General features: G+C 61.9%; 27 protein-coding genes. 17 read left to right on the top strand and 10 right to left on the bottom strand.

The annotated features are described in order from the left end of the window. Positions 1-13: 13 nt before the first annotated feature. Together EC86_RS0103810 and EC86_RS0103805 are read right to left on the bottom strand one after the other, a co-directional pair. A complete protein-coding gene (locus EC86_RS0103810) occupies positions 14-1765 on the bottom strand; it encodes a bifunctional protein-serine/threonine kinase/phosphatase (protein WP_029524364.1) in 1752 nt (583 codons plus the stop codon). A gap of 97 nt (positions 1766-1862) precedes the next feature. Continuing rightward, entirely contained in the window at positions 1863-2303 is a 441-nt protein-coding gene (locus EC86_RS0103805; RefSeq protein WP_029524363.1) for a CBS domain-containing protein, read from the bottom strand. Between the two features lie 523 nt (positions 2304-2826). Here EC86_RS0103805 and nirB point away from each other — a divergent pair. The 7 genes from nirB (at position 2827) to EC86_RS0103770 (ending at position 12533) form a co-directional block, all read left to right on the top strand. Beyond that, entirely contained in the window at positions 2827-5271 is a 2445-nt protein-coding gene (gene nirB / locus EC86_RS0103800) for a nitrite reductase large subunit NirB (RefSeq protein ID WP_029524362.1), read from the top strand. A gap of 10 nt (positions 5272-5281) precedes the next feature. Next, on the top strand, positions 5282-6070 hold the full coding sequence (locus EC86_RS0103795) for a type IV pili methyl-accepting chemotaxis transducer N-terminal domain-containing protein (RefSeq protein ID WP_051675711.1): 789 nt from the start codon (positions 5282-5284) through the stop codon (positions 6068-6070). A gap of 16 nt (positions 6071-6086) precedes the next feature. Further along, positions 6087-6512: a nitrite reductase small subunit NirD gene (gene nirD, locus EC86_RS0103790; RefSeq protein ID WP_029524360.1), complete on the top strand. Its 426-nt coding sequence runs from the start codon at positions 6087-6089 to the stop codon at positions 6510-6512. Between the two features lie 37 nt (positions 6513-6549). Next, positions 6550-9438 (top strand): nitrate reductase, encoded by a 2889-nt coding sequence (locus EC86_RS0103785; protein ID WP_029524359.1) that lies wholly within the window; start codon positions 6550-6552, stop codon positions 9436-9438. Between the two features lie 42 nt (positions 9439-9480). Beyond that, positions 9481-10386 (top strand): DNA-binding protein YbiB, encoded by a 906-nt coding sequence (gene ybiB, locus EC86_RS0103780; RefSeq protein ID WP_029524358.1) that lies wholly within the window; start codon positions 9481-9483, stop codon positions 10384-10386. Further along, a complete protein-coding gene (gene cobA / locus EC86_RS0103775) occupies positions 10383-11150 on the top strand; it encodes a uroporphyrinogen-III C-methyltransferase (protein WP_029524357.1) in 768 nt (255 codons plus the stop codon). Before ybiB ends, cobA begins: the two co-directional genes overlap by 4 nt. A gap of 132 nt (positions 11151-11282) precedes the next feature. Next, complete coding sequence (locus EC86_RS0103770; RefSeq protein WP_029524356.1) at positions 11283-12533, top strand: BaiN/RdsA family NAD(P)/FAD-dependent oxidoreductase; 1251 nt, start codon at positions 11283-11285, stop codon at positions 12531-12533. Positions 12534-12579: 46 nt separating this feature from the next. On the opposite strand, the gene EC86_RS0103765 is transcribed toward EC86_RS0103770, so the two are convergent. Then, on the bottom strand, positions 12580-13410 hold the full coding sequence (locus EC86_RS0103765) for an arginase family protein (RefSeq protein WP_051675710.1): 831 nt from the start codon (positions 13408-13410) through the stop codon (positions 12580-12582). 63 nt (positions 13411-13473) lie between these two features. Here EC86_RS0103765 and EC86_RS29435 point away from each other — a divergent pair, with 63 nt between their 5' ends. After that, positions 13474-13761, top strand: a complete 288-nt coding sequence (locus tag EC86_RS29435) for a hypothetical protein (RefSeq protein WP_198026753.1) — start codon at positions 13474-13476, stop codon at positions 13759-13761. 71 nt (positions 13762-13832) lie between these two features. Here the strand turns inward: EC86_RS29435 and EC86_RS29820 are convergent, their stop codons facing one another. Next, positions 13833-14090, bottom strand: coding sequence for a hypothetical protein (locus tag EC86_RS29820; RefSeq protein ID WP_232229787.1), 258 nt, complete (start codon positions 14088-14090; stop codon positions 13833-13835). 36 nt (positions 14091-14126) lie between these two features. Here EC86_RS29820 and EC86_RS25885 point away from each other — a divergent pair, with 36 nt between their 5' ends. From EC86_RS25885 to EC86_RS27530, 4 genes are all read left to right on the top strand, one after another. Beyond that, complete coding sequence (locus EC86_RS25885) at positions 14127-14747, top strand: helix-turn-helix transcriptional regulator (RefSeq protein WP_232229786.1); 621 nt, start codon at positions 14127-14129, stop codon at positions 14745-14747. A 45-nt stretch (positions 14748-14792) separates the two neighbouring features. After that, entirely contained in the window at positions 14793-15458 is a 666-nt protein-coding gene (locus EC86_RS28510) for an Nmad2 family putative nucleotide modification protein (protein ID WP_156955210.1), read from the top strand. Between the two features lie 12 nt (positions 15459-15470). Then, positions 15471-16133: an Nmad3 family putative nucleotide modification protein gene (locus EC86_RS28505; protein ID WP_156955209.1), complete on the top strand. Its 663-nt coding sequence runs from the start codon at positions 15471-15473 to the stop codon at positions 16131-16133. 85 nt (positions 16134-16218) lie between these two features. Next, positions 16219-16437 carry a DNA translocase FtsK gene (locus EC86_RS27530; RefSeq protein WP_084181146.1) on the top strand — a complete coding sequence of 73 codons (219 nt, stop codon included), beginning with the start codon at positions 16219-16221 and terminating at the stop codon, positions 16435-16437. 106 nt (positions 16438-16543) lie between these two features. On the opposite strand, the gene EC86_RS0103735 is transcribed toward EC86_RS27530, so the two are convergent. Together EC86_RS0103735 and EC86_RS0103730 are read right to left on the bottom strand one after the other, a co-directional pair. Then, a complete protein-coding gene (locus EC86_RS0103735) occupies positions 16544-16927 on the bottom strand; it encodes a helix-turn-helix domain-containing protein (RefSeq protein ID WP_029524351.1) in 384 nt (127 codons plus the stop codon). Beyond that, complete coding sequence (locus EC86_RS0103730) at positions 16924-17229, bottom strand: type II toxin-antitoxin system HigB family toxin (RefSeq protein ID WP_029524350.1); 306 nt, start codon at positions 17227-17229, stop codon at positions 16924-16926. The genes EC86_RS0103735 and EC86_RS0103730 overlap by 4 nt, the downstream gene beginning before the upstream one ends. 222 nt (positions 17230-17451) lie before the next feature. On the opposite strand from EC86_RS0103730, the gene rpsU reads away from it, so the two are divergent. Both rpsU and EC86_RS0103720 read left to right on the top strand, forming a co-directional pair. Next, positions 17452-17664 (top strand): 30S ribosomal protein S21, encoded by a 213-nt coding sequence (rpsU, locus tag EC86_RS0103725; RefSeq protein WP_011484193.1) that lies wholly within the window; start codon positions 17452-17454, stop codon positions 17662-17664. Positions 17665-17778: 114 nt separating this feature from the next. Then, positions 17779-18240, top strand: coding sequence for a GatB/YqeY domain-containing protein (locus tag EC86_RS0103720; protein ID WP_029524349.1), 462 nt, complete (start codon positions 17779-17781; stop codon positions 18238-18240). Position 18241: 1 nt separating this feature from the next. Here the strand turns inward: EC86_RS0103720 and EC86_RS0103715 are convergent, their stop codons facing one another. Both EC86_RS0103715 and pmbA read right to left on the bottom strand, forming a co-directional pair. Continuing rightward, positions 18242-19048 (bottom strand): DUF4399 domain-containing protein, encoded by an 807-nt coding sequence (locus tag EC86_RS0103715; RefSeq protein ID WP_029524348.1) that lies wholly within the window; start codon positions 19046-19048, stop codon positions 18242-18244. 178 nt (positions 19049-19226) lie between these two features. Continuing rightward, on the bottom strand, positions 19227-20636 hold the full coding sequence (gene pmbA / locus EC86_RS0103710; RefSeq protein ID WP_029524347.1) for a metalloprotease PmbA: 1410 nt from the start codon (positions 20634-20636) through the stop codon (positions 19227-19229). Positions 20637-20657: 21 nt separating this feature from the next. Here pmbA and yjgA point away from each other — a divergent pair, with 21 nt between their 5' ends. The 3 genes from yjgA (at position 20658) to EC86_RS0103695 (ending at position 22326) form a co-directional block, all read left to right on the top strand. Then, positions 20658-21251, top strand: coding sequence for a ribosome biogenesis factor YjgA (yjgA, locus tag EC86_RS0103705; RefSeq protein WP_232229785.1), 594 nt, complete (start codon positions 20658-20660; stop codon positions 21249-21251). Next, positions 21248-21838 carry a molybdopterin adenylyltransferase gene (mog, locus tag EC86_RS0103700; protein WP_029524345.1) on the top strand — a complete coding sequence of 197 codons (591 nt, stop codon included), beginning with the start codon at positions 21248-21250 and terminating at the stop codon, positions 21836-21838. The genes yjgA and mog overlap by 4 nt, the downstream gene beginning before the upstream one ends. A 104-nt stretch (positions 21839-21942) precedes the next feature. After that, positions 21943-22326, top strand: a complete 384-nt coding sequence (locus EC86_RS0103695; RefSeq protein ID WP_029524344.1) for a hypothetical protein — start codon at positions 21943-21945, stop codon at positions 22324-22326. Between the two features lie 36 nt (positions 22327-22362). On the opposite strand, the gene cysE is transcribed toward EC86_RS0103695, so the two are convergent. Both cysE and EC86_RS0103685 read right to left on the bottom strand, forming a co-directional pair. Further along, positions 22363-23142: a serine O-acetyltransferase gene (cysE, locus tag EC86_RS0103690; RefSeq protein ID WP_029524343.1), complete on the bottom strand. Its 780-nt coding sequence runs from the start codon at positions 23140-23142 to the stop codon at positions 22363-22365. A 10-nt stretch (positions 23143-23152) separates the two neighbouring features. Then, positions 23153-23980: an RNA methyltransferase gene (locus EC86_RS0103685; protein ID WP_036771793.1), complete on the bottom strand. Its 828-nt coding sequence runs from the start codon at positions 23978-23980 to the stop codon at positions 23153-23155. Positions 23981-24106 lie beyond the last annotated feature (126 nt).

Raw genomic sequence — 24106 nt, 5'->3', positions numbered from 1 at the left:
CAACAAGAACGCCCTACTTCGGCAAGAACAGTAACCAATAAACCAGCAATAAATTGAACAGCAGCGACACCCCCAGCGCCAATTTCCACACCGCCGTCGGGTCGCGCTGCAGCAAGGCAGACGCCTGCGGCGCCGTCAAGGGCCGCGAAGCCCCCCGCTCCAGCGCCAGAAGCAACTCCTCGGCGGTTTCAAAGCGCTTGCGCTTGTCGCGCGCCACTGCTTTCAGCACGATGTGGTCCAGCCAGATCGGCACCTCCGGGCTGATGCGGCTGGGCGGCACCGGGTCGCGGTAATAGCGGCCCGACTGGTAAGGCAGCACCTCGCCATACGGCAACCGTGCCGTCAGCAACTGGTACAGCGTCACGCCCAGCGCGAACAGGTCGCTTTGCGCATCGGGCAGCTCCTCCTGCCCCACGGCCGCCACCGCGCTGTAGCCCCACTGCTCCGGGTTGATGAAGCTCGGCGTGCCGGCATGCAGCTTGCGCATCGACTCGGGTTCGCGCCCGCTCAGCGCCACGCCCAGGTCCAGCAGCCGCAGCACGCCGTCCTTGCCCTGGTGCAGGTTGGCCGGCTTGATGTCGCGGTGAATCACGCACTGGCGGTGCAGCCGGCCCAGCGCCTGGGCGGTCTGGGTGGCGGCGGCCAGCGCTTGCTGCACCGTGAACTTCTGGCCACGGTCCAGCTGCTGCTGCAGCGTTTCGCCGGTGTGCCAGTCATACAGCAGGTAAAAGGCGGTGCGCTCCCGGGCGCCCGGCAGGCGTTCGTGAAGATGCACCAGATGGTCCGCCGCGCGGCCGGTCTGCATGCGGGTGGCCAGCCAGGCTTCATGCGCCAGCATGGTGCGCTCCTGCGCGTCATGCGCACGCGCGGGGTGCAGCGTTTTCAAGGCATACAGCGCCTGGCTGGCGCCATCGCGCACCTGGTAGAGCAAATTGATGCCGCTGTCGGCGACCAGCGCCGTCACGCAAAAACCGTCGATCACCTCACCCACCTTCATCAGGCGCGGCGGAATCGGCAGGCCCTGGGCCATGCGGTTGACATCGGGCAGGCTGGCGTCGAGCAGGCCCAGCACCCGCACCACGACGGCCGTGACATTGTCCTGGCTGCCGGCGGCCAGTGCCGCATCGACGATGTTCTGGCTGGCCAGCGGCGCGCTGTCGGTGGCCTGAAGGCTGGACAAGACCTGCAAGCGGCGGTCGCTCAGCACGCCATGCACCCCGTCGGTCACCAGCACGAACACGTCGCCCACCAGCAGTTCGCCCTGCAGGTAGTCCACCACCACATGGTCTTCGGCGCCCACCGAACGCAGCAACTGATGCCTGAAATCCGGATGGTTGACCACGTGGTCGTGGGTCAGCTGGAGCATCTCGCCGCCGCGCAGCAGATAGGCCCGCGAATCGCCCACATGCGCCATCGTGTAGGACTGGCCGCAGAGCACCAGCGCGGTCAGCGTGGTCAGCCCCATGACCGGCTGGCGGCGCCGGTTGATGCTGGCCAGCCAGGCGTTCTGGGCGGCGATGATCCGGTCCAGCGCCACGGTGGTGTCCCAGGTTTCGGGCGTGGCGTAGTAGTCGCGCACCAGGCTGGTGACCGTGGTCTGGGCGGCTTCCCGGCCCATGCCGCCGGCGCTCACGCCATCGGCAATCGCCACGATGGAGCCCATGCCTTCCTGCCCCGGGTCGGGCAGCATGGCGGCGCAAAAATCTTCATTGGGGGTCTTGCGCCCTGCCTGTGTTGCAAAGCCGATGTCTATGTTGAATGCCATGCACCAAGGCCAAGCAAGTCGCATGCCCAATTTTGGTGCACCACAAGCATCAGATTAAAAGCCTGGTTGGCAGTTTGCACCGGACGGTGGGGCTTGCTTAAATACGCTGGCCGGAAATGTAGTGCTCAAGCTGCTCGATGACGAATTTCTGCTCGGAAATGATGTCCTTGACCAGGTCGCCGATTGAAATCAGGCCGACCAGCTTGTCGTCCTTGACGACAGGCAGGTGGCGCAGCCGGTTGTCGGTCATCAGCGCCATGCACTCCTCGCTGGTCTGGCTGGGCTTGACGAACATCACCGACGTGGTCATGACATCGCGCACCTGCGTCAGCGCCGAGGTGCGTCCCTTGAGGGCAATCTTGCGGGCATAGTCGCGCTCGGTGACGATGCCGACAATCCGCTCGCCTTCCATGACGAGCAAGGCGCCAATGCCCTTGTCGGCCATGCGCTGCAGCGCATCGAAGACCGAGTCGTCCGGCCTGATCGAATGGACGATGGCGTCGCCCTTGGCTTTAAGAATGTCGGCAACAGCGGTCATAGATAGCTCCCTCTTGAAACAGTGAACATGCACATGCGAGTTTCGGGCCATTTACACAGGCAATGCAAGAGGCCTGCAAGCAGCAAAGGCTGATTTTGATGTTGAAAACTTTCAGGCCTCTTGCAAGCGGGTTAAACGCACAAAAGCTGCAAGGAGAAAACCCGGCGCGCTCCCCGCTGCGGCCGCGCCGGCAACCACAGGCATGGTGCAACGCACAATTGCAAGGCGCGGATGCACCACGCAGGACGCTGGCAGCGCTCGTTATCAGCTATATTTTTAATAGCTAAATATGCTTATCTGATATGCGCAAACAATACTTTTCATTCATAAATGGAAAAATGAAAAGACATGGCACAACCCTTGCATAAACTAAGCCGCTGCCAATGCTGGCGGCATGTATGCCCGGTGCAATGGCGGATTGGGCAGACAGGACGATGGCGTCCCCACGGACATGCCGGCTTCAGGCCCTGGCAAACCGTGCGGACGCCTTTTTTGTTTTTGCGAACTGCCTACGGGTGTCATGATGAAAAAATCCAGACTGGTAATGATTGGTAACGGCATGGCCGGCGTGCGCGCGCTGGAGGAACTGCTCAAGATTGCGCCCGAGCTCTACGACATCACGGTGTTCGGCGCCGAGCCGCATCCCAACTACAACCGCATCCTGCTCTCGCCCGTGCTGGCCGGCGAGCAGACACTCGATGAAATCGTGCTGAACGACTGGTCCTGGTACACGGACAACCACATCACGCTGCACGCCGGCTGGACCGTGACCAGCGTGGACCGCGTGCGCCGCGTGGTGCATGCCGCCAACGCCGCTGGCGAAACCGTCAGCGCCGAATACGACCGCCTGATCATGGCGACCGGCTCCAACCCCTTCATCCTGCCGATCCCGGGCAAGGACCTGAAAGGCGTGCTCGCCTACCGCGACATCGCCGACACGCAGGCCATGATCGATGCGGCCGTCATCTACAAGCACGCCGTCGTCATCGGCGGCGGGCTGCTGGGCCTGGAAGCGGCCAACGGCCTGATGAAGCGCGGCATGGAGGTGACCGTGGTGCATGTGGGCGACTGGCTGATGGAGCGCCAGCTCGACGACGTGGCCGGCAAGCTGCTGCAAAAGTCGCTGGCCGAGCGCGGCATGAAATTCCTGATTGGCGCGAACACGCAAGAGTTGGTCGGCGGCGAGGACGGCCGCGTCAAGGCAGTGAAATTCAAGGACGGCCTAGAGGTCCCGGCCGACCTGGTCTGCATGGCCGTCGGCATCCGCCCCAACACCGGGCTGGCCGAAACAATGCGCCTGCATGTGAACCGCGGCATCGTCGTGAGCGACACCATGCAGACCACCACCGACGCGCGCATCTACGCCGTCGGCGAATGCGCCGCGCACCGGGGCATCGCCTACGGCCTGGTCGCGCCGCTGTTCGAGCAAGGCAAGGTGCTGGCCAACCACCTGGCGATGTTCGGCATCGGCCGCTACACCGGCTCGCTGACCTCGACCAAACTCAAAGTCACCGGCATCGACCTGTTTTCAGCCGGCAATTTCACAGGTGGCGAGGGCACCGAAGAAATCATCATGAGCGACCCGTTTGGCGGCGTGTACAAAAAGCTGGTGATCAAGGACGACAAGCTGGTCGGCGCCTGCCTGTACGGCGACACGGTCGATGGCAGCTACTACTTCAAGCTGCTGCGCGACGGCCGCAGCGTGGCCGAAATCCGCGACAAGCTGATGTTTGGCGAGTCCAACATCGGCGACGTGGGCCATGAAGGCCACAACAAGGCAGCTTCCATGCCTGACAGCGCCGAGGTCTGCGGCTGCAACGGCGTGAACAAGGGCACGATCTGCAAGGCCATCAAGGACAAGGGTCTCTTTACGCTGGACGAGGTGCGCAAGCACACCAAGGCCAGCGCCAGCTGCGGCTCATGCACCGGGCTGGTCGAGCAGATCCTCATGTTCACCGCCGGCGGCGACTACTCGGCCACGCCCAAGCTGAAAGCCATGTGCGGCTGCACCGACCACGGCCACCAGGCGGTGCGCGACGCGATCCGGGGCAGCAAGCTGCTGACGATTGCCGACGTTTACCAGTTCCTGGAGTGGCGCACGCCCAACGGCTGCGCCAGCTGCCGCCCGGCCATCAACTACTACCTGATCAGCAGCTGGCCCAAGGAAGCGAAGGACGACCCGCAAAGCCGCTTCATCAACGAGCGCAGCCACGCCAACATCCAGAAAGACGGCACCTACAGCGTGATTCCGCGCATGTGGGGCGGCCACACCACGCCCGACGAGTTGCGCCGCATCGCCGACGCGGCCGACAAATACAGCATTCCCACCGTCAAGGTCACGGGCGGCCAGCGCATCGACCTGCTGGGCGTGAAGAAAGAAGACCTGGCCAATGTCTGGAAGGACATCGGCATGCCCAGCGGCTTTGCCTATGCCAAGTCGCTGCGCACCGTGAAGACCTGCGTGGGCAGCGAATGGTGCCGCTTTGGTACGCAGGACTCGACCCAGATGGGCAAGGACCTGGAACGCGCGCTGTGGGCCATGTACTCGCCGCACAAGGTCAAGCTGGCGGTCAGCGGCTGCCCGCGCAACTGCGCCGAGGCCGGCATCAAGGACATCGGCATCGTCGGGGTGGACTCGGGCTGGGAGCTGTACGTGGGCGGCAACGGCGGCATCAAGACCGAGGTGGCCCAGTTCCTGGTCAAGCTCAAGACCAGCGAGGAAGTGATGGAGTACAGCGGCGCGTTTTTGCAGCTCTACCGCGAGGAAGGCTGGTACCTGGAGCGCACGGTGCATTACATCCACCGGGTCGGGCTGGAGCATGTCAAGAAGCAGGTGCTCGAAGACAACGAGCGCAGAAAAGCGCTGTGGGACCGGCTGCAGTTCTCGCTCGACGGTGAGCCCGACCCCTGGTTCGAGCACAAGGACGCGGCCGTGGATACGCGCCAGTTCAACGCCATTCCAGCCTGAAGACCACCCAATGAAAAATGCATTGACCCGCCGCAGCTTTTGCGGCGCCACCCTGGCCCTGGCAAGCGCAGGCGCAAGCCATGCCCAGGTCAGCAACCTGGGCGACGCGATCAACAAGGCGGGCCGCCAGCGCATGCTGTCGCAGCGCATGGCCAAGGCGTGGATGGGCCTGGGCCAGGGCGTCGAGGTCGAGTCCGCGCGCCGCGTGCTGGACCAGTCGATAGCACTGTTCGACCGCCAGCTGACCGAACTCAAGTCCTTTGCACCGGCGGGCGAAACCCGCGATACCTACGTGCAACTCGAATCAGCCTGGTCGGGCTACAAAACCCTGCTGGTGGGATCTGCGCCGTCAAAAGACCTGGGCAAGCCCCTGTTAGAGCAGGCCGGCAAGGTGCTGGCGCTGGCGCACAAGGGCACTGGGCTGTACGAACTGCAATCGGGCAAGCCGGGCGCCAAACTGGTCAATGTGGCCGGCCGCCAGCGCATGCTGTCGCAGCGCATGGCGCAGTTCTACCTGGCCAATGCCTGGAATGTGGACAGCGCCGCGAGCCTGCGCGAGATGGCCAAGGCCCGGGATGAATTCATTCCAGCGCTGGAGCTGCTGCGCAACGCGCCCGAAGCCACGCCGGAAATCAAGCAGACGCTGGCGCTGGCCGATGGCCAGTGGCTGTTTTTCGACAACGCCCTGAAAGCGCGGATCAACAGCGCCAAAGCCGCATCGGATGTATTTGTCACCAGTGAAAACCTGCTGCAGGCGATGGACCGGGTGACCACCCTGTACGCCCGCATTCTTGGATAAATGAGGAGCTACAGATATGAGTGAATGGAAAAAAATCTGCCTGGTCAATGACATTCCCGTGCTCGGCTCGCGCCGGGTGTCGCGCCCGCAGGGCATGGATGTGGCCGTGTTCCGCAACAGCGAAGACCAGGTGTTCGCACTGCTCGACCGCTGCCCGCACAAGGGCGGCCCGCTGAGCCAGGGAATTGTCTTCGGCACCCGCGTCGCCTGCCCGCTGCACAACTGGAGCATCGGCCTGTGCGACGGCCAGGCCGCCGCGCCGGACGAAGGCTGCACGACCCCCTTTGCCTGCAGGGTCGATGCCGGCGAAGTGTTCCTGGACGCCGGCGAACTGGCCACGCTGGCGCTCGATTTCGTGCCGCCCAGAGCCGGCCCGGGCGCCGCGTCCGCCGGCGCCATCGGCGACGCGACCTACGATGTGCAAACCCCCCACAGCGCCTGAACCCGCCTTTTTTTGACTGAAGCCTGCTGGAGCCGCCATGCCTGATACGCGATCAACCTGTCCTTATTGCGGCGTCGGCTGTGGCGTGATCATCGAATCGCAAGGAAACGAGATCACCGGCGTGAGGGGCGACCCGGACCATCCGGCCAATTTCGGCCGGCTGTGCAGCAAAGGCTCGACCCTGCACCTGACGGCGTCCAGCGCGGTCACGCGTCAGACGCGGCTGCTGCATCCGATGCGGCGCGAGCACCGGCTTGAGGCGCCCAAGCGCACGTCCTGGGACAGCGCGCTGGACTTCGCCGCCGAAAGCTTCGCGCAGATCATCCGCGAGCACGGCCCCGACGCCGTGGCTTTTTATATTTCCGGGCAACTGCTGACCGAAGACTATTACGCCTTCAACAAGCTGGCCAAGGGGCTGATCGGCACCAACAACATCGACTCCAACTCGCGCCTGTGCATGAGCAGCGCCGTCGCCGGCTACAAGCAGACGCTGGGCGCCGATTCGCCGCCGGCCTGCTACGACGACCTGAAGCATGCGCAGTGCCTGTTCATCACCGGCAGCAACACCGCCTACGCGCACCCGATTTTGTTCCGCCGCATCGAGGATGCAAAAGCCGCCAACCCGGCACTGAAAATCATTTACTGCGACCCGCGCCGCACCGACACCGCCGAAATCGCCGACCTCTACCTGCCGCTGCAGCCCGGCACCGATGTCATGCTGTTCAACGGCATGCTGCACATCATGCTGTGGGAAGGCTGGACCGATGCGGCCTGGATTGCCGCCCACACCAGCGGCTTCGAGGCGCTGAAAACCACCGTGCGCGACTGCACGCCGGACCTGGTGGCGCAGACCTGCGGCATCAAGAAGGATGACCTGTTCGCCGCCGCCAAAATGTTCGCCACCTCGGGCGCGACGCTCAGCCTGTATTGCCAGGGCCTGAACCAGTCGAGCAGCGGCACGGCCAAGAACGCCGCGCTCATCAATTTGCATTTGGCGACTGCGCAAATCGGCAAGCCCGGCGCCGGGCCGTTCTCGCTCACCGGCCAGCCCAACGCCATGGGCGGGCGCGAGGTCGGCGGCATGGCCAATCTGCTCAGCGGCCACCGCGACCTGTCCAACCCTGCGCACCGCGCCGAAGTCGCCGCGCTTTGGGGCGTGCCCAGCGTGCCCGAAAAGCCGGGCAAGACCGCCGTCGAGATGTTCCAGGCCGCCGCCGATGGCGAGATCAAGGCGCTGTGGATCGCCTGCACCAACCCGGCGCAGTCGATGCCCGACCAGGCGCTGGTGCGCCGCGCACTCGAACGAGCCGAACTGGTCATCGTGCAGGAAGCCTTTGCCACCACCGCCACCTGCACGTACGCCGACCTGCTGCTGCCCGCCACCACCTGGGGCGAAAAGACCGGCACCGTGACCAACAGCGAACGCCGCATCAGCCGGGTGCTGCCCGCTGTGGCGGCGCCCGGCGAGACGCGGCATGACTGGTCGATTGCGGTCGATTTTGCAAGGCGGCTCGAAGCATTGCTGCCTTCTCCCGCCGTGCGTCCTCCCCAGCCTTCCCCCAACGGGGGAAGGAGCAATACCCTGTTCAACTACCCCACCGCCGAATCGCTCTGGAACGAGCACCGCGAATCGACACGCGGCCGCGACCTGGACATCACCGGCATGAGCTATGCCCTGCTGGAGCAGGCACCCTTGCAATGGCCGATGCGTGAAGGCGAAACGGCGGGAAAAATCAGGCTGTACGAAGACGGCATTTTCCCGACGCCCGATGGCAGGGCGAATTTCGTCAACACCGTGTACCGGCCGGTGGCCGAGCCGCGCGAATCACGCTACCCGTTCTCGCTGACCACCGGCCGCCTGCGCGACCAGTGGCACGGCATGAGCCGCACCGGCACGATCGGCCGGCTGTTCGGGCATGTGGCCGAACCCAGCGTGCAGATGAACGCCCAGGACATGGCGCGCCGCCTGCTCAAGGAAGGCGACCTGGTGCATGTCACGTCCAAGCGCGGTTCCATCGTCGTGCCGGTGCAGGCCTCCAGCGAAGTCGCGCTCAGCCAGGCCTTCATGGCGATGCACTGGGGCAGCGAATACCTGGGCGGCCTGTCCAGCACCGGCCAGCCGCTGGCGGGCGTCAATGCCCTCACCACCTCGGCCTATTGCCCCAGCTCCAAGCAGCCCGAGCTCAAGCATGCGGCCGTCAAGATACTGAAGGCCGAACTGCCCTGGTCGCTGCTGGCCATGGCCTGGTTCGACGAAGGCGATACGCTGGCCTCCCACGAACAGCTGAAACCCCTGCTGGCCGCCTTTCCGTTTGCCAGCTGCGTGCCGTTTTCCAACAACAAGCCGCTGGCCGGCCCCCAGCCCGAGCGCAGCGGCCTGCTGTTCCGCGCTGCGGCCCATGAGGCGCCCGGCGACGAAACCCTGGCCCTGCTGGAGCGGATTTTCGGCCTCGACGGCTCCTACATCCTGCGCTATGCCGACCGCAAGAAAGGCCAGCGCCGCACCATCCGGCTGGCGCGAACCCACGAAGAGGCCGAGCTGACCGGCTTCGTGCTGGCCGGCGACACCAGCGCCCAGGCCTGGATCACCACGCTGCTGCGCGACGAGCTGCCGGCGCAGGCCTATGGCCGGCTGTTGCTGTTGCCGGGCGCCAAGGCGCCGGTGGCCGTGCAGTCGCGCGGCCAGGTCGTGTGCAGTTGCATGAATGTCACCGACACTGCCATCGACCACTACCTGGCCCTGCAGGTGTTGGGTTCTGAAGTTGCAGACACCGACGAGGCCCGGCTGGCATCGCTGCAGCAGGCACTGAAATGCGGCACCAGCTGCGGCTCCTGCGTTCCCGAGCTCAAGCGCAGGCTGCGCTCGGCCCGCAGCGACACGCCAGCGACGCCGCGCAGCGTGATTCCGATCCGGCAGGTGGCTTAAGCTCATAACGGCAAGTCATCTGGATTCACGCACAATCGCCGCATGAGCATCAGCCACTACATCAAGGAAATCGGGCGCGGCAAGGACGGCGCCCGCCCGCTGTCGCGCGAACAGTCCGCCGACCTGCTCGGCCAGGTGCTCGACGGCGTCGTCACCGACCTGGAAATCGGCGGCTTTTGCCTGGCCATGCGCATCAAGGGCGAGACGCCCGAGGAAATGGCCGGCTTTCTCGACGCCGTTCACCAGCGCCTGAACCTGATTCCCGCCAGCGACGGCCCCATCGTGGTGCTGCCCAGCTACAACGGCGCGCGCAAGCTGCCGGTGCTCACGCCGCTGCTGGCGCTGCTGCTGGCGCGCGAGGGCGTCGGCGTGCTGGTGCATGGAACACCCACCGAATCGAAACGCGTTTTTTCATCCGAAGTGCTCGCTGCGCTTGATACACCTGCGCTGACAGCTATCAAAACCATAGCAGCCGGCGAGGTGGCGTTTGCGCCCACCGAACTGCTCAGCCCGGCGCTCAAACGCCTGCTCGACGTGCGCCGCGCCGTCGGCCTGCGCAACCCGGCGCACAGCCTGGTCAAGCTGATGAACCCGGTCGCCGGCAAGGCGCTGGTCGTCAGCAGCTACACGCATCCCGAATACGCGCTGTCCATGGCAGCCACCTTCGAACTCGTCAAGGCCGATGCGTTGCTGCTGCGCGGCACCGAGGGCGAAGGCGTGGCCGACCCGCGCCGCTCGCCGCAGATGCAGGGCTTCATTCAGGGCGAGCAGGTGCTGGCGCATGAAGGCGTGAAGGGAACCCTGCCGTCGGTTCCCGATCTGCCCAAGGCCATCGACGCCGACAGCACGGCAGCCTATATTCGTTCGGTGCTGGACGGCGACAGCCCCCTGCCGCCGTCAATTGCGCAGCAGGTGGCGCATATCTTGCAACTGCTCAAGCAACTATGAACAATCCCAAAGTCACCCTCGTCGGCGCCGGTCCAGGCGATCCCGAACTGCTCACCCTCAAGGCCGTCAAGGCCATCGGGCAGGCCAGCGTGCTGTTCGTCGATGACCTGGTCAGCGAGGAAATCGTCGCGTTTGCCGCCCCCGGCGCCCGCATCGTGTATGTCGGCAAGCGCGGCGGCTGCAAGTCAACGCCGCAGGCCTTCATCGAAAAGCTCATGGTCATGGCCGCCCGCGAAGGCGAAAACGTCGTCCGGCTCAAGGGCGGCGACCCCTTCATCTTTGGCCGGGGCGGCGAAGAGGTCGAGCACCTGCAGGCCGCCGGCATCCGGGTCGAGGTCGTCAACGGCATCACCGCCGGCCTGGCGGCGGTCACCTCGCTGGGCGTGCCGCTGACGCACCGCCAGCATGCGCACGGCGTGGTGTTCGTCACCGGCCATGCCAAGCCCGGCGACGCCGGCACCGACTGGCGGCTGCTTGCCGCCACCGCCCACAGCGCGCGGCTGACGCTGGTGATCTACATGGGCGTCAGCGGCGCCGAGCGCATCCAGAACGAATTGCTCAGCGGCCTGCCCGCCGACACGCCGGTCGCGGTGATCCAGAACGCGTCGCTGCCGACCCAGCGCCACATCGCCACCACGCTCGCCCGGCTGTTCGCGGACGTCAAGCTGTCCGGCCTGGCCAGCCCGTCGGTCATCGTCGTCGGCGATGTCGTCAGCGCGCTGGCGCAAGCCGCCGAGCATCCGGAAGTGCGCCGCAGCGCCTGAAACGCCGGGTTCAGCTCATCCGCCCTGGCGCGGCTACACTCCCGTGTTTCATGAGACGCAGCCACAGGACATGCCAGATCGCTATGCTTTTCATAGCTGCCTGCGCCCGTCCTTCCTGCGCAAGAGGCTGATTTGACTTATAAATTCGATGTGGTCGTGATTGGCGCAGGCGCGGCCGGCCTGTTTTGCGCGGGCCAGGCGGGCCAGTTGGGCCTGAAGGTCTTGCTGGTCGATCACAGCGACAAGGTGGCCGAGAAAATCCGCATCTCGGGTGGCGGGCGCTGCAACTTCACCAACCGCGACGCAACGCCGGCCCAGTTCCTGAGCGACAACCCGCATTTTTGCCGCTCCGCCCTGTCGCGCTACACGCCGCAGGACTTCATCGAGCTGCTGCAGCGCCATGGCGTGCCGTTTCACGAAAAGCACAAGGGCCAGCTGTTTTGCGACCGCTCGGCCGAAGACATCATCAACCTGCTGCTGGCCGAATGCGATGACGGCCAGGTCACGCGCTGGCAGCCTTGCAGTATCAAAAGCGTGGTTTGCGCAGAACAGGCGGGTATCAACAGCTATCAAATCCAGAGCGACCGGGGTTTGATCGAAGCGCCGCAGGTGGTGATTGCCACCGGCGGCCTGTCGATTCCGAAAATCGGCGCGACCGATTTCGGCTACCGCATCGCGAAGCAATTCAATCTGCGCCTGATTGAACCGAGAGCCGCGCTGGTGCCGCTGACCTTCGACGGCGACGCCTGGGCGCCCTATGCCCAACTGGCCGGCCTGGCGCTGCCGGTGCTGATCGAAACCGGACCGCTAGATGCCACGCCCAAACAGCGCAAGAAAGCCATGGTGTTTGCCGAAGACCTGCTGTTCACCCACCGGGGCCTGAGCGGTCCGGCGGTGCTGCAGATTTCGAGCTTCTGGCGCGAAGGCCAGCCGGTCCGCATCAACCTCGCGCCCGGCACCGATTTGCCCACGCTGCTGCTGCGCGCCAAGGCCAGTTCAAAAAAGCTGATCGCCAACGAACTGTCCAGCCTGGTGCCCGGCCGACTGGCCGACGCCTGGGTCGGCCAGGACGCCGCCTTGCAGCGCCCCATCGTTGACGCCACCGACAAGGCGCTGCAAACCTTGGGCCAGCGCCTGGCCGACTGGCAGCTCACGCCCAACGGCTCCGAAGGCTACCGAAAGGCCGAAGTCACGGTCGGCGGCGTTGATACCCGCGACCTGTCATCGCAAACCATGGAATCGAAACAGCCCGGCCTGTATTTCATCGGCGAAGTGGTCGATGTGACCGGCTGGCTCGGCGGCTACAACTTCCAGTGGGCCTGGGCCAGCGGTTTTGCCTGTGCGCAGGCGCTGGCGGCGCGGCAGGCTGAGCTGATTGCCTGACGCGCGCGTTCAGGGCTTTGGCGATGACCGACAGCCGCCGCGAAATTCAAACATATTGCGCCACGCCGGCCGCCATCGTGTTGCGGTGAATCTCCAGCACGCGGGAATGCGGCTCCTGGTAGCCCCCGGCCAGATTCCAGACCACCGGAAGGCCAAGGGCTTTGGCGGCTGAAAAAACGATGCGGTCGCGCTCCGCCAGCTCCGCCGTGGTGAGAAACCCGCCCAGCGGATCGTTAATGTGCGGGTCGGCCCCGGCCTGGTACATCAGCAGGTCGCAATCCGCGAAGCTGCGCACCACCTCGGGCAGCGCGTCGACAAACGGCCCGGCATCGTCGGCGCTCCCGTATTCGCGGGAGACATGGCGAATCCAGTCGATCTTCAGCGCCTGCATGATTTCAGCCGTTCCGTCGCCGTAGTGCTGGTCGCAGTCCAAAATACCCACGCGCCGGACTTTTCCCTCTGCTTTCAGGGTCAAGGCTGCGACCATCAAGCCGTTGAAAGTGCAGTAGCCATAGCCCGATTCGTAGCCCGCATGATGAAACCCCGAGGTCGGGGAACAGGCGACCAGACCATTGTTCAGCGCACCACGGGCGGCCGACAGAAATGAGCCGCAGGTCCAGGGCAGCGAGTCCGCCACATCCTGCTGACGGCCCCGAAAGCCGTTCATCAGCCGGCAACTCAAAATCCCCTCCACGTAACCGGGCGCATGGGCCAGCGCCATCTGCTCGCATCTAGTCGGGACGGGCTCGACGATGCGCACGGGCAAGCCCTGCGCCATCCAGTCCGCCACCACCCAGGCCGGTTTGCGCGGGCTGGGGGAAGAACTTTCTGGACAGGAAACCTGCTGGGGTGAGTAATAGACCTCGATGAAATCCATGCGAACCTCCCTGTGTTGATCGAAGGCTCCAAGTGTGCATGGCCCTGCGACACAACGCGACGCATGCCGGATGACAATGAGGTGAATCACCCAACCCCACCCGCCATGACAAACCACCCCGCCTCCCCCTGGTCCGACAGCCTGCAGCAGCAAACCCGACAAGCCATTGAGGAAATGCCGTTGACGCCCGATGGGCGCCTGCACTTCAAGCATTCCACGCTGGGCTATGCCTCTGCAACTTTGGAGGATTTATGCAATGACCGCCTGGTATTGCGTTCCAAAACAGGCTGCGGTGACTACGTGTTTGATGGGATTGATGCCTTGCTACAAGCGGGCTGGGCGGTGGATTGAGAAAAATGCACTGTGACATGAAGCCTTGAGTCATGCCCAAACGCCCGGATTCACTGGAAACACTCCAGCTTTCACTTGAACTGCTGCGCCGCATTCCCAGGCGCGGCACCGTCACCGCAACCTAACTGCGCCTGCAACTGCGCGAAGCCGGTTTCGAGCGGGAGCCGCGAACCCTCCAGCGCCTGCTGCAAACCCTGTCCGAGTTCGGCGCCATCGAACGTGATGAAAGAAGCAATCCCTACCGCTACTCCGAGAAAACGAGCGTAAAAGGCTGGTCCATGCGGCTGAGCCCCCAGGAATCCCTGCTCCTCACGCTGGCCGAGCAGCAATTGGGCAGCCTGCTGCCGGTCCGGCTAATGAAATCCATGGATGGCTTTTTCAACCAGGCGCGCAGCCAGTTGGGAGACCAGGGCACGCCCCAGCGCGAGCGCGAATGGCTGAACAAAGTGCGCGTGGTCAGCACCAGCCAGCCACTGCTGCCACCCAAAATCAATCCCGAGGTCTTCGAGCAGGTCAGCAACGCGCTTTACGGCAACCAATGGCTGGAGGTGGACTATAAAAATGCCGAGGGTGACAGAAAAACCGCCAAAGTCATGCCGCTGGGTTTAGCGCAGCAAGGGCCGCGCATGTACCTGATTTGCCGGTTTGATGGTTATGACAATGAACGCTGCCTGGCGCTGCACCGCTTTATTTCAGCCCAGGCGTCCACGCTGACTTTTGAGCGCCCCAATGATTTCAACCTGAAGCAATTTGATGACGATGGCCGCTTTGGTTATGGCGATGGCACGAAGATTCGCCTGAGTTTCCAGATAAAGAAAGCAGCCGGACTGCACATCGTTGAATGCCCGCTGTCCACCGACCAGCAGGTGGTGGTACTGGACGACACCTATGAGATTACGGCCACGGTGGTGGAGTCGGATATGCTGGACTGGTGGCTGCTAGGGTTTGGGGATTCGATTAAAAAAATCATGCGAAACCAAACTTGAGAATTACTCAAGATATTTTTAAATTCAATCAAGGACACAATAAAAATGCCAAGACTTTTTTCTTATTTGATGACACATGATACTGGATTTGCTCCTAACCCTTTTTACAAAACACTTACCTTAGCAACCTGCAAGCCAGGTATTCGTCGAACCAAAAAAATAGGTGATTGGGTTGCTGGTTTTGCTTCAGAAACATTAGTTAAATCAAGTAAATTAAAAATTAATAGTCAAGGTCTAATTTATGTGATGCGGATTGGTGAAATTCTGTCGTTTAATGAGTATTTTTTTGCTCCTGATTTCCAAAACAAAAAACCATCTCCACAGATCAACACTCTAAAAAATTTTCAACAAGATTATGGCGATAATATTTATTATTGTGATGATCTTGGCAATCAGCAACAACTACCGAACGGTAGTCATAGTCTGCAGGAAATGAACCACGACACAGGTGGGGAAAATGTACTTATCGCTGATAAGTTTTACTATTTTGGAAGAAATTGTCTCGTACCCGAAGGCGGATGGGAAAACATGGGCGTCCGAATTCCACTTGGATACCCTACATGTTATGGCTATGAAAGTGATGAAGTTGCAATAAATAATATCTGCTTCTTCTTGCATTCAAAAAATTATGGTAAAGGCATTCACGGCAATCCATGTCTATGGGAAGAAAAACAAATTAAACCCACATATACCAAAAGTTGCCATAAATAAAAATACTCGACCATGAAAATATTATTTCTTCGCGTCGGAATTGATCGTGGTTGCGGCGGCACATTATCTCCACGATTCTCAAATGGCACTTTTGAATACGTACCCATACCCGAGTCATCTGAATTATCCTCAGGAAAAGGAGTTACCTACTCCGAACTTCCTGGCAGGCATGGCGGCACTTTGGATAAGTACTCAGGCTCTACTGGGTACACACACTACGACCCAGAGTTTGAGTCTTTCACCTATGGCGAGCCCAGCGAGCCAAAGCGCTCACAGTTACTTCGACTTACTGCGGGTGACCATCTGGTTTTCTATTCCGGATTTCAGGGGCCGGATATTTCAAAGGGCACTTGTTTCGTCATCGGATATTTAGTGGTTCGTGCGATTCATCGTGCTCCCATGAATGAACCCTGGCCGCCAATTTCCCTTGCGCATCTTCATCGGAACGCTCACTTCCGTCGAAAAAATCCCGAAGCAACCCTGGTTGTAGTTGAAGGCAATCCATTGAGTTCCCAGCTTTTTACGATTGGGGCCCAACTTTCGGATGACAATCAGAAGGTGTTGCCACATCTTCAGGAAGTGATCGGTTTCAGTGGATCGGTCATGAGAGCCATTGGCCGTTGGGTTCCAGAAAGCCACAACGAAAAAGTTCTTGAATGGCTAACTAAAGCATGATTTTTGAACACATTGGCGGCGTAAAAGTGAATGCACAGTTTTCCTCGGAATACGAGTTTCACTACCACTATCCGCAGTAAGCAAAATGAACCACCCAGCAAAACAAGACCCGCTGTACGAGACGGTAAAACAATTGGTCATCGAAACCAAAAATCCGTCTGTTTCACATGCGCAGAGAAGATTCAAACTTGGATACAACCGAGCTGTCGGGTTAATTGAGGCGATGGAGGGTGAAATTGTCACAGCCAGAGATGCAAATGGTTGGAGAAGCATGCTGACGGGCGAAACCAACGGACGGGATTAGCTTGATACGTCCAGGTTGATTGCTTTCGCTTGTTTTACAACGAAGATGCCATGCTGCTCAATGACGGGATGCGCTGATGATCTTTCGGCAATAGTTCTGACGCCTCTCACCCCGGCTGCCGAATCAAAGTCTCCGCCGGAATACCCAGCCCGACATGCAGGCGCCACACCATCGCCAGCGTCAGCTTTCGCTTGCGGTTCAGCACCTCGTACACCCGGTTGCGCTGTCCAATCATCGGCTCCAGGTCTTTGGGCTTGAGCCCCTGCTGTTCCATGCAAAACAAGATCGCCTCTATCGGATCAGGCGGGCTCATCGGGTAATGCTTTGCTTCATAAGCTTCGATCAAGGTCAGCATGGCCTCGAAATGCGCGCCCGCATCGCTGTCAATGTCGGGCTCGTCATCAAAATAAGGCGCCACCAGCGCCAGTGCGGCGCGGTAGTCCGCATCGGTACGGATGGGACGAATAGGATAGCTGTCGGGCTTATTCACGGCTGATTCTCCACGATGGCAGCGTCGATTGCATCGTATTGGGCGTGTGTGCCAACAAACTTGATGTACAGGGCCGCAAAGCGGTAGGCTACCGCCACCAACAGGCGGTAATCATTGCCCTTGATATTGAACACCACCCGGTTGACTGCCACGAAGCTGGCGCTGGCATACCGGAGCTTGATGTCCTGCGAAGTCTTCCACTGGGCGTGGCTGGCATCTTCAAACCAGGCTTGCAAGGCCTGTCTTGACGCCGGATGCCTGAGCCAAAACTCCACCAATGTTGCCTTTGAGATCACCCGGATCGGTAAATTTTAGTCCCAAATTGGGATCAAGTGGCAAAACTGACCGGCTGGCTGGGCGGCTACAACTCCAGTGCTGGCGGCGCGGCAGGCTGAGCGGGCGCTATGATCGTTGACATTTGGCATTTCAGAGACTGCTATAATCGCAGGCTTTGCTAGCAAACCCGCACCTGGCCTGATCCTGATCAGATCAATGAAAAGTGCATCTTTTGAATCGATTCATCAATGACCACCATTCGCGTAAAAGACAACGAACCCTTTGACGTCGCGCTGCGCCGCTTCAAGCGCACCATCGAAAAACTCGGCCTGCTGACCGACTTGCGCGCGCGCGAGTTCTACGAAAAGCCAACCGCCGAGCGCAAGCGCAAGAAGGCAGCCGCTGTCAAGCGCAACTACAAGCGCATTCGCGCCATGCAGTTGCCCAAGAAGCTGTACTAAATCAGTACTTGCCTCACGGCAGCTCAAGCCCGCAAGAGGACGCTCTGCGGGCTTTTTTGTTTTCTAGCGCCAGCTGTTTCATTCCCAAATTCACAACCCTTCAGGAGCCCTGCCATGACACTCAAAGAACAAATCACCGAAGACATGAAAACCGCCATGCGCGCCAAGGACAGCGAGCGCCTGGGCACCATCCGCCTGCTGCTGTCGGCGATCAAGCAAAAGGAAGTGGACGAGCGCGTGGTGGTCGATGACGTGATGGCCGTCGCCATCGTGGACAAGCTGATCAAGCAGCGCAAGGACTCGATCGAGGCGTTTGAAAAAGCCGCACGCCAGGACCTGGCCGACAAGGAAAAGGCCGAGCTGCTGGTGCTGCAGGCCTACCTGCCCGCCCGCCTGAGCGGTGACGAGGTCACGGCCGAGGTCAAGGCCATCGTTGCTGCGCTGGCTGCCGAACTGGGGCGCGCCGTGGGTCCGGTCGACATGGGCAAGGTCATGGGCGCGGTGAAGGCCCAGCTGGCCGGCAAGGCCGACATGGGCCAGGTGTCCAGCGCGGTGAAGGCTGTGCTGGCTTCTTGATTCACTCCACGCGCACGGTTGTGGAAACCGAGTCAGCCAGCATTTTTCCTGCATTCAGGTTGTCCACTAAATCGAGCTTCAGGACATAGGCGCCCGCTGGCGGTGCCAGTTGGATTTCGGTCTGGCCGTTCGGGAAATCCATTTCTACCGGCTTGTCGCCGCTCTTGGGTGTCACTGTCAGCCGGAAATGCCCTGTGTCTTTTTGCTTTTGGCTTAAATGCGCCACATTGAAGCCTGAAGCCTGAAACTGGACTTTGAACGGCCCCTTGAGACGGGCATCAGGGGCCATGTTCAAAAAACTGATTCCCTTGCTCACCAGGGTCAGCGGATCGGTGTCTTTATTTTTTCGCGTGACCGTGATCTTCAGAGGCTTGCTGTAAACGAAATGCGGCAGGTGCCTGTCATCGGCCAACAGCAGGCGCAAGGTGTAGGTGCCGGGCTCCAGCGTCAAGACCGTTTCCATCTGCCCCTTGCCAAAGTGGATGTATTGGTCATCAAAAGGCAAGGCTTTTTTGAAATCCAGGGGAAGCCCACGGTTGATCAAAAGATGATGGTGACCGCTCTTTCCGGCCTGCGGAACACTGATCGGGGCAAGCCCCCAGTTGCTGGTCAGCCCAAACGTGATGCGAAATGGCGTTTCAATCCTCGCGCCGTTCTGCAGGTTGGTGAAATAGGCTTCGGCCGTTGTCAGGGTCGGCGCGGCTTGCCAGGTGTAGAAGGTCCGGACAGGCGCCGGGCTGGCTTGCGCCAAACCAATAAGCGGGAGTAGAGCGGCCAAGCCTGCAGCCAGAGTGTGTTGTAACGCCAATTTGGTTTTCCTTAATGACAAAAACATGCAAGCCAGCAGGTTACATATCTTTACCTGGAACTCAACACAAGGGTAACAATTTACTTACATTTTTCAGGGTGAATAAAACAGGCCTGATGATTTTTTGTGAATGTGCTTGACTGCCGACGCATGGCCTGCAGCCGTGGCTTGGAAAAGCTCAGGACCCGGCGACTTTCATCCGGTTGACCAGAATGGAACCCACGGTCTTGGCACCGTAGTTGTAGGTGTCGGCGCCCACGGCATGGATGCCCAGCAGCATGTCTTTCAGGTTGCCGGCAATCGTGATTTCCTCGACCGGAAACGCGATTTCGCCGTTTTCGACCCAATAACCCGAGGCGCCGCGCGAGTAGTCGCCGGTCACGTAGTTCACGCCCTGCCCCATCAGCTCGGTCACGAACAGGCCGGTTCCCAGCTTGAGCAGCATCGCGTCCAGGTCATCGCCGGGCTTGGTCTTTCGGCTGCTCATCGTCAGGTTGTGCGAGCCGCCAGCGTTGCCCGTGGTGCGCATGCCGAGCTTGCGGGCTGAATACGTGCTTAAAAAGTAACCAGCGACGCGTCCGGATTCGACCACCTGGCGGGCGCTGGTCTTGACGCCCTCGTCATCGAACGGCGAACTGCCCTTGCCCTTGAGGAGGTAGGGGTCTTCATGGATGTCGATGTGTTTCGGAAAGGCCAGCTTGCCCAGGCTGTTGGCCAGGAAGGTGCTCTTGCGGTACAGCGCGCCGCCGCTGACGGCGTGCACAAAGCCGCCCAGCAGGCCGGCGGCCAGCGGCGACTCGAACAGCACCGCGCATTCAACGGTCGGAATCTTGCGGCCTTTCAGGCGGGCCAGCGCGCGTTCGGCGGCATAGCGGCCCACCACTTCGGGAAGGGCCAGTTCGCTGGCGTCGCGCATCGAGCTGTACCAGGCGTCGCGCTGCATCTGCTTGCCCTTGCCGGCAATCGGCGCCACCGAAATGCTGTGGCGCGAACTGGCGTAGCCGCCGCGAAAACCTTTGCTGTGGGCGCTGAAGAAATGGCTTTGCTGGGCCGACACGCCCGCGCCTTCGCTGTTGGTGATCAGGCGGGAGGTGGCGAAGGCGGCGGCTTCGCACTGCAGGGCCAGATGGGCGGCTTCCTCGGACGTGATGACCCACGGGTGGAACAGGTCCAACGCAGGATGTTCGGTAGCGATATCCTGCTCGTCGGGCAGTCCTGACGTTTCGTCTTCGGCCGTGAAACTGGCGATGTCGTAGGCGGCCTTCACGGTCTGCTGGATGGCGGCCTTGGAAAAATCGCTGGTCGAGGCATTGCCGCGCTTCTTGCCGACATAAACCGTGATGCCTAGCGACTTGTCGCGGTTGCGCTCGACCGACTCCAGTTCGCCCTTGCGCACGCTGACCGACAGGCCGCAGCCTTCCGACGCTTCGGCGGCCGCATCGGTGGCGCCGAGTTTCTTGGCATGGCTCAGGGCGGTATCGACCAGGTCTTCAAAAAAGTCCCGGTGGTAGCTGAAACCGGCTTCGGGCTGGCTGGTTTTGGCACGGGAAACGCTGCGGGGTGGACGGGAAGAAATTTTTTGGGTCATGTAGCTATGATACTAAGCGCTATGAACAACAAGACTCCCAAGGCCATCAAAGGCTACTGGTCCAACGGCCGGTTCGTGAAACCCGAAGAAATTGCCCTCGAAGAAGTGGGTCCACCCAGCAAGACCCAGCTCAAGGCCGAGGCCGACGAAAAGCAGGCGCTCGGCGAGGCGCTGCTAACGCTGCGCGCCGACCTGATGGCGCGGCTGGACCTGCCCGACAAGCTGCTCGACGCGCTCAAGGAAGCGCGGCGCATCACCAACTTCGAGGGCCGGCGCCGCCAGATGCAGTTCATCGGCAAGCTGATGCGCACGCTCGACATGACGCCGATCCGCGCGGCAATTGACGAGCAGGCCAACGGCTCGGCCGACCTGACGCTGGCGCTGCACCTGGCCGAGCAGTGGCGCGACAAGCTGATCGCGTCGGACGATGCGCTCAGCCAGTGGCTCACCGACTATCCGGCGACCGATTCCCAGCAGCTGCGCGCGCTGATCCGCCAGGCGCGCAAGGACATCGCCAAGCCTGAAACGCCAGGCGAGGCGCCGCGCCACGGCAAGTCCTACCGCGAGATTTTCCAGCTGGTCAAGCTGGCCATGGCCGAGGAACCCAAGGCATGAGCCAGGGTTTCGACGCGGTCAGGATCGGCATCGTGTCGGTCAGCGACCGGGCTTCAAGCGGCGTCTATGTGGACAAGGGCCTGCCCGCCCTGAAGGACTGGCTGACGCGCGCCCTGCGCAACCCGATCACGTTCGAAGAGCGGCTGATTCCCGATGAGCAGGCCGGCATCAGCAGCGCGCTGATCGAATTGGTCGATGCCGGCTGCGCCTTGGTGCTGACCACCGGCGGCACCGGCCCTGCGCTACGCGACGTGACGCCCGAGGCCACGCTGGCCGTGGCGCACAGGGTCATGCCCGGCTTTGGCGAGCAGATGCGCCAGATCAGCCTGAAATTCGTTCCCACCGCCATCCTGTCGCGCCAGGTCGCGGTGATTCGCGGCCAGAGCCTGATCCTGAACCTGCCCGGCCAGCCCAAGGCGATTGCCGAGACGCTGGAAGGCCAGAGGAACGAAGCGGGCGAATCGGTGGTGCCCGGAATTTTTGCCGCCGTGCCTTATTGCATCGACCTGATCGGCGGACCTTACCTGGAAACCGACCCGGTGGTTTGCAAGGCCTTTAGGCCCAAGAACGCCATTCGCGCGGTATAAAAGCCGACAGCGCTGCATTCGCACGACATGAATGTGAATGCAGCGGGAAAAGCCGGGCCGCATGGCCTGGCATTTTTGTCTGTTTTTTTTACCTGAGTGACTCCATGAACGCTTCCTTTCGCACCAGCCTTTCCATCGTCGCCCTGGCTGTGGCTTCACTGACGCTGCCTTCGCTGGCCCATGCCAAGCGCATGGGCGGTGGCGGCATGAAAGCCGCACCGCGCACGTCAGCCCCCGCACCCGCCAAAGCCCCGGCAGCCGCAGCACCGGCCCCGGCGGCCACGCCTGCAGCGGCAGCGCCTGCCGCCGCAGCACCTGCAGCGGCGGGTTCCGGCATGATGGGCACCATGGGGTCGATGGCCGTCGGCGCGGTGGTCGGAACCATGGCCGGCAGCGCCATCGCCGGGGCGATGAACCCGGAAGAAAAACAAAAGGCCGCAGCGGAAAAAGCGGCAGCGGCGGCGTCAGCTCCGGCGGCCGCCAAATAAACATTTCAAGCGTTTGATGGCCGGCGCATCCGCCGGCTATTTGCCAACCAGCTGGTTCAGCCGGTCGGCCTCGAAGTTTTCTTGCAGCGCGGCATCCTTGGGAACGCAATCGCGGTGCGGCGCGGCCGCCGGGCTTGAGAGCTTTTCAATCGCCTGCCAGAGCAGCGAAATCTGGTGCTCCTGCCCCGAGGCGTTGTCAATCAGTCCGCGCAAGGCCTGGCTCAACGGGTCGTCGCTCTGCGTCACGCCGTAGGCTGAAAAGCCCATCTGGCTGGCCGCCTCCTCGCGTTTCAAGTCAGCGCCGGGCTGGATGATGCGCGCCGGGTTGCCCACGGCCGTGGCCCCGGGCGGCACGGGCTTGACCACCACGGCATTCGAGCCGATGCGCGCGCCGTCGCCGACGGTGAAGCCGCCCAGCACCTGCGCGCCGGCGCCCACGACCACGTTTTTGCCGAGTGTCGGATGGCGCTTGGTTCCCTTGTAGAGCGAGGTGCCGCCCAGCGTGACGCCGTGGTAGATGGTGCAGCCGGCGCCGATTTCAGCGGTTTCGCCAATCACCACGCCCATGCCGTGGTCGATGAACACGCAGCCGGCGATTTGCGCGCCGGGATGGATCTCGATGCCGGTCAGCCAGCGCGAAATGTGCGAGATGAAGCGCCCCAGCCATTTGAAGCCGTGGCTCCAGCACCAGTGCGCGCGCCGGTGCAGCACCAGCGCATGCAGGCCGGGGTAGCAGGTCAGCACCTCCCAGCGGGTGCGGGCGGCCGGGTCGCGTTCAAGGATGCACTGGATGTCGGAGCGGAGTCTGGAAAACATGCCAAGGAGTTTAGGCGCTGGCCGGCGTATCCGCTGGCGCGGGCGGCTTGTCCGCCGCAGCAGACGTTTTCTCGGACGCGCCGCGCATCATCGCCTTGGCCACACCGCGCAGGATGTGGATTTCCTCGGGACTGAGCTGCGCGCGGTTGAACAGCTGGTTCAGGCGCGGCATCAGCTTCTTGGGCGATGCCGGATCGAGAAAGCCGATATCAATCAATGCTTCTTCCCAGTGCCTGAGCATGCCGCCCACGGCGGCGGCGTCGGCCAGCCGGGGTTCTTCAGGCGCGGCCTGAATGCCAAAGCCGCCCAGGGCTTCGCGCCAGTCGTAGGCAATCAGCTGCACCGCCGCGCCCAGGTTGAGCGAGCCAAATTTCGGATCGGTCGGAATGCTCAGGGCGACGTGGCAGCGGTAGACGTCCTCGTTCTGCATGCCGAAACGCTCGGAACCGAACAAAAAAGCAACCGAATCGGGCTTTTTCGCAGTATCGACGGGCGCTTGCAGCTCTTCATTCGATAGCAAACCGGACGTCCCCAGCAATTCGGCGAAATGCACACGCGGCGCCCGGGTCGGCGGGCCGAAGTCGCGCGGCGTCATGGCGGTGGCGCACAGGTGCGCCATGCCATCGAGCGCCTCGTCGAGCGTTTCAACAATCCGCGCATTGTTCAACACGTCGAGTGCGCCGCTGGCCCGCTGGATGGTTTCTTCCCGCCGCAGCACATTCTCCCAGCGCGGCGCGACCAGCACCAGGTCGTCAAAACCCATGGTTTTCATGGCGCGGGCGGTGGCGCCGACGTTGCCGGCGTGGCTGGTGTTGATCAGGATGAAGCGGGTTTTCATGGGGATAAAAAGGGGCCGGAGCGCTAGCGCGAAAATCCGGCTGCCGGGGTCATTCGGGGCCGGGCGGGCGAAGCCGGTAAAATCCGCTATTGTCGCCTGCCATCGGTTCCCGGTTTTGCAGTTCCT

The organism is Polaromonas glacialis (genome assembly GCF_000709345.1).
GTDB lineage: Bacteria > Pseudomonadota > Gammaproteobacteria > Burkholderiales > Burkholderiaceae_C > Polaromonas > Polaromonas glacialis.
Note: the sequence above shows the minus strand (reverse complement) of the source record. Positions and strands in the feature narration are given on the sequence as shown.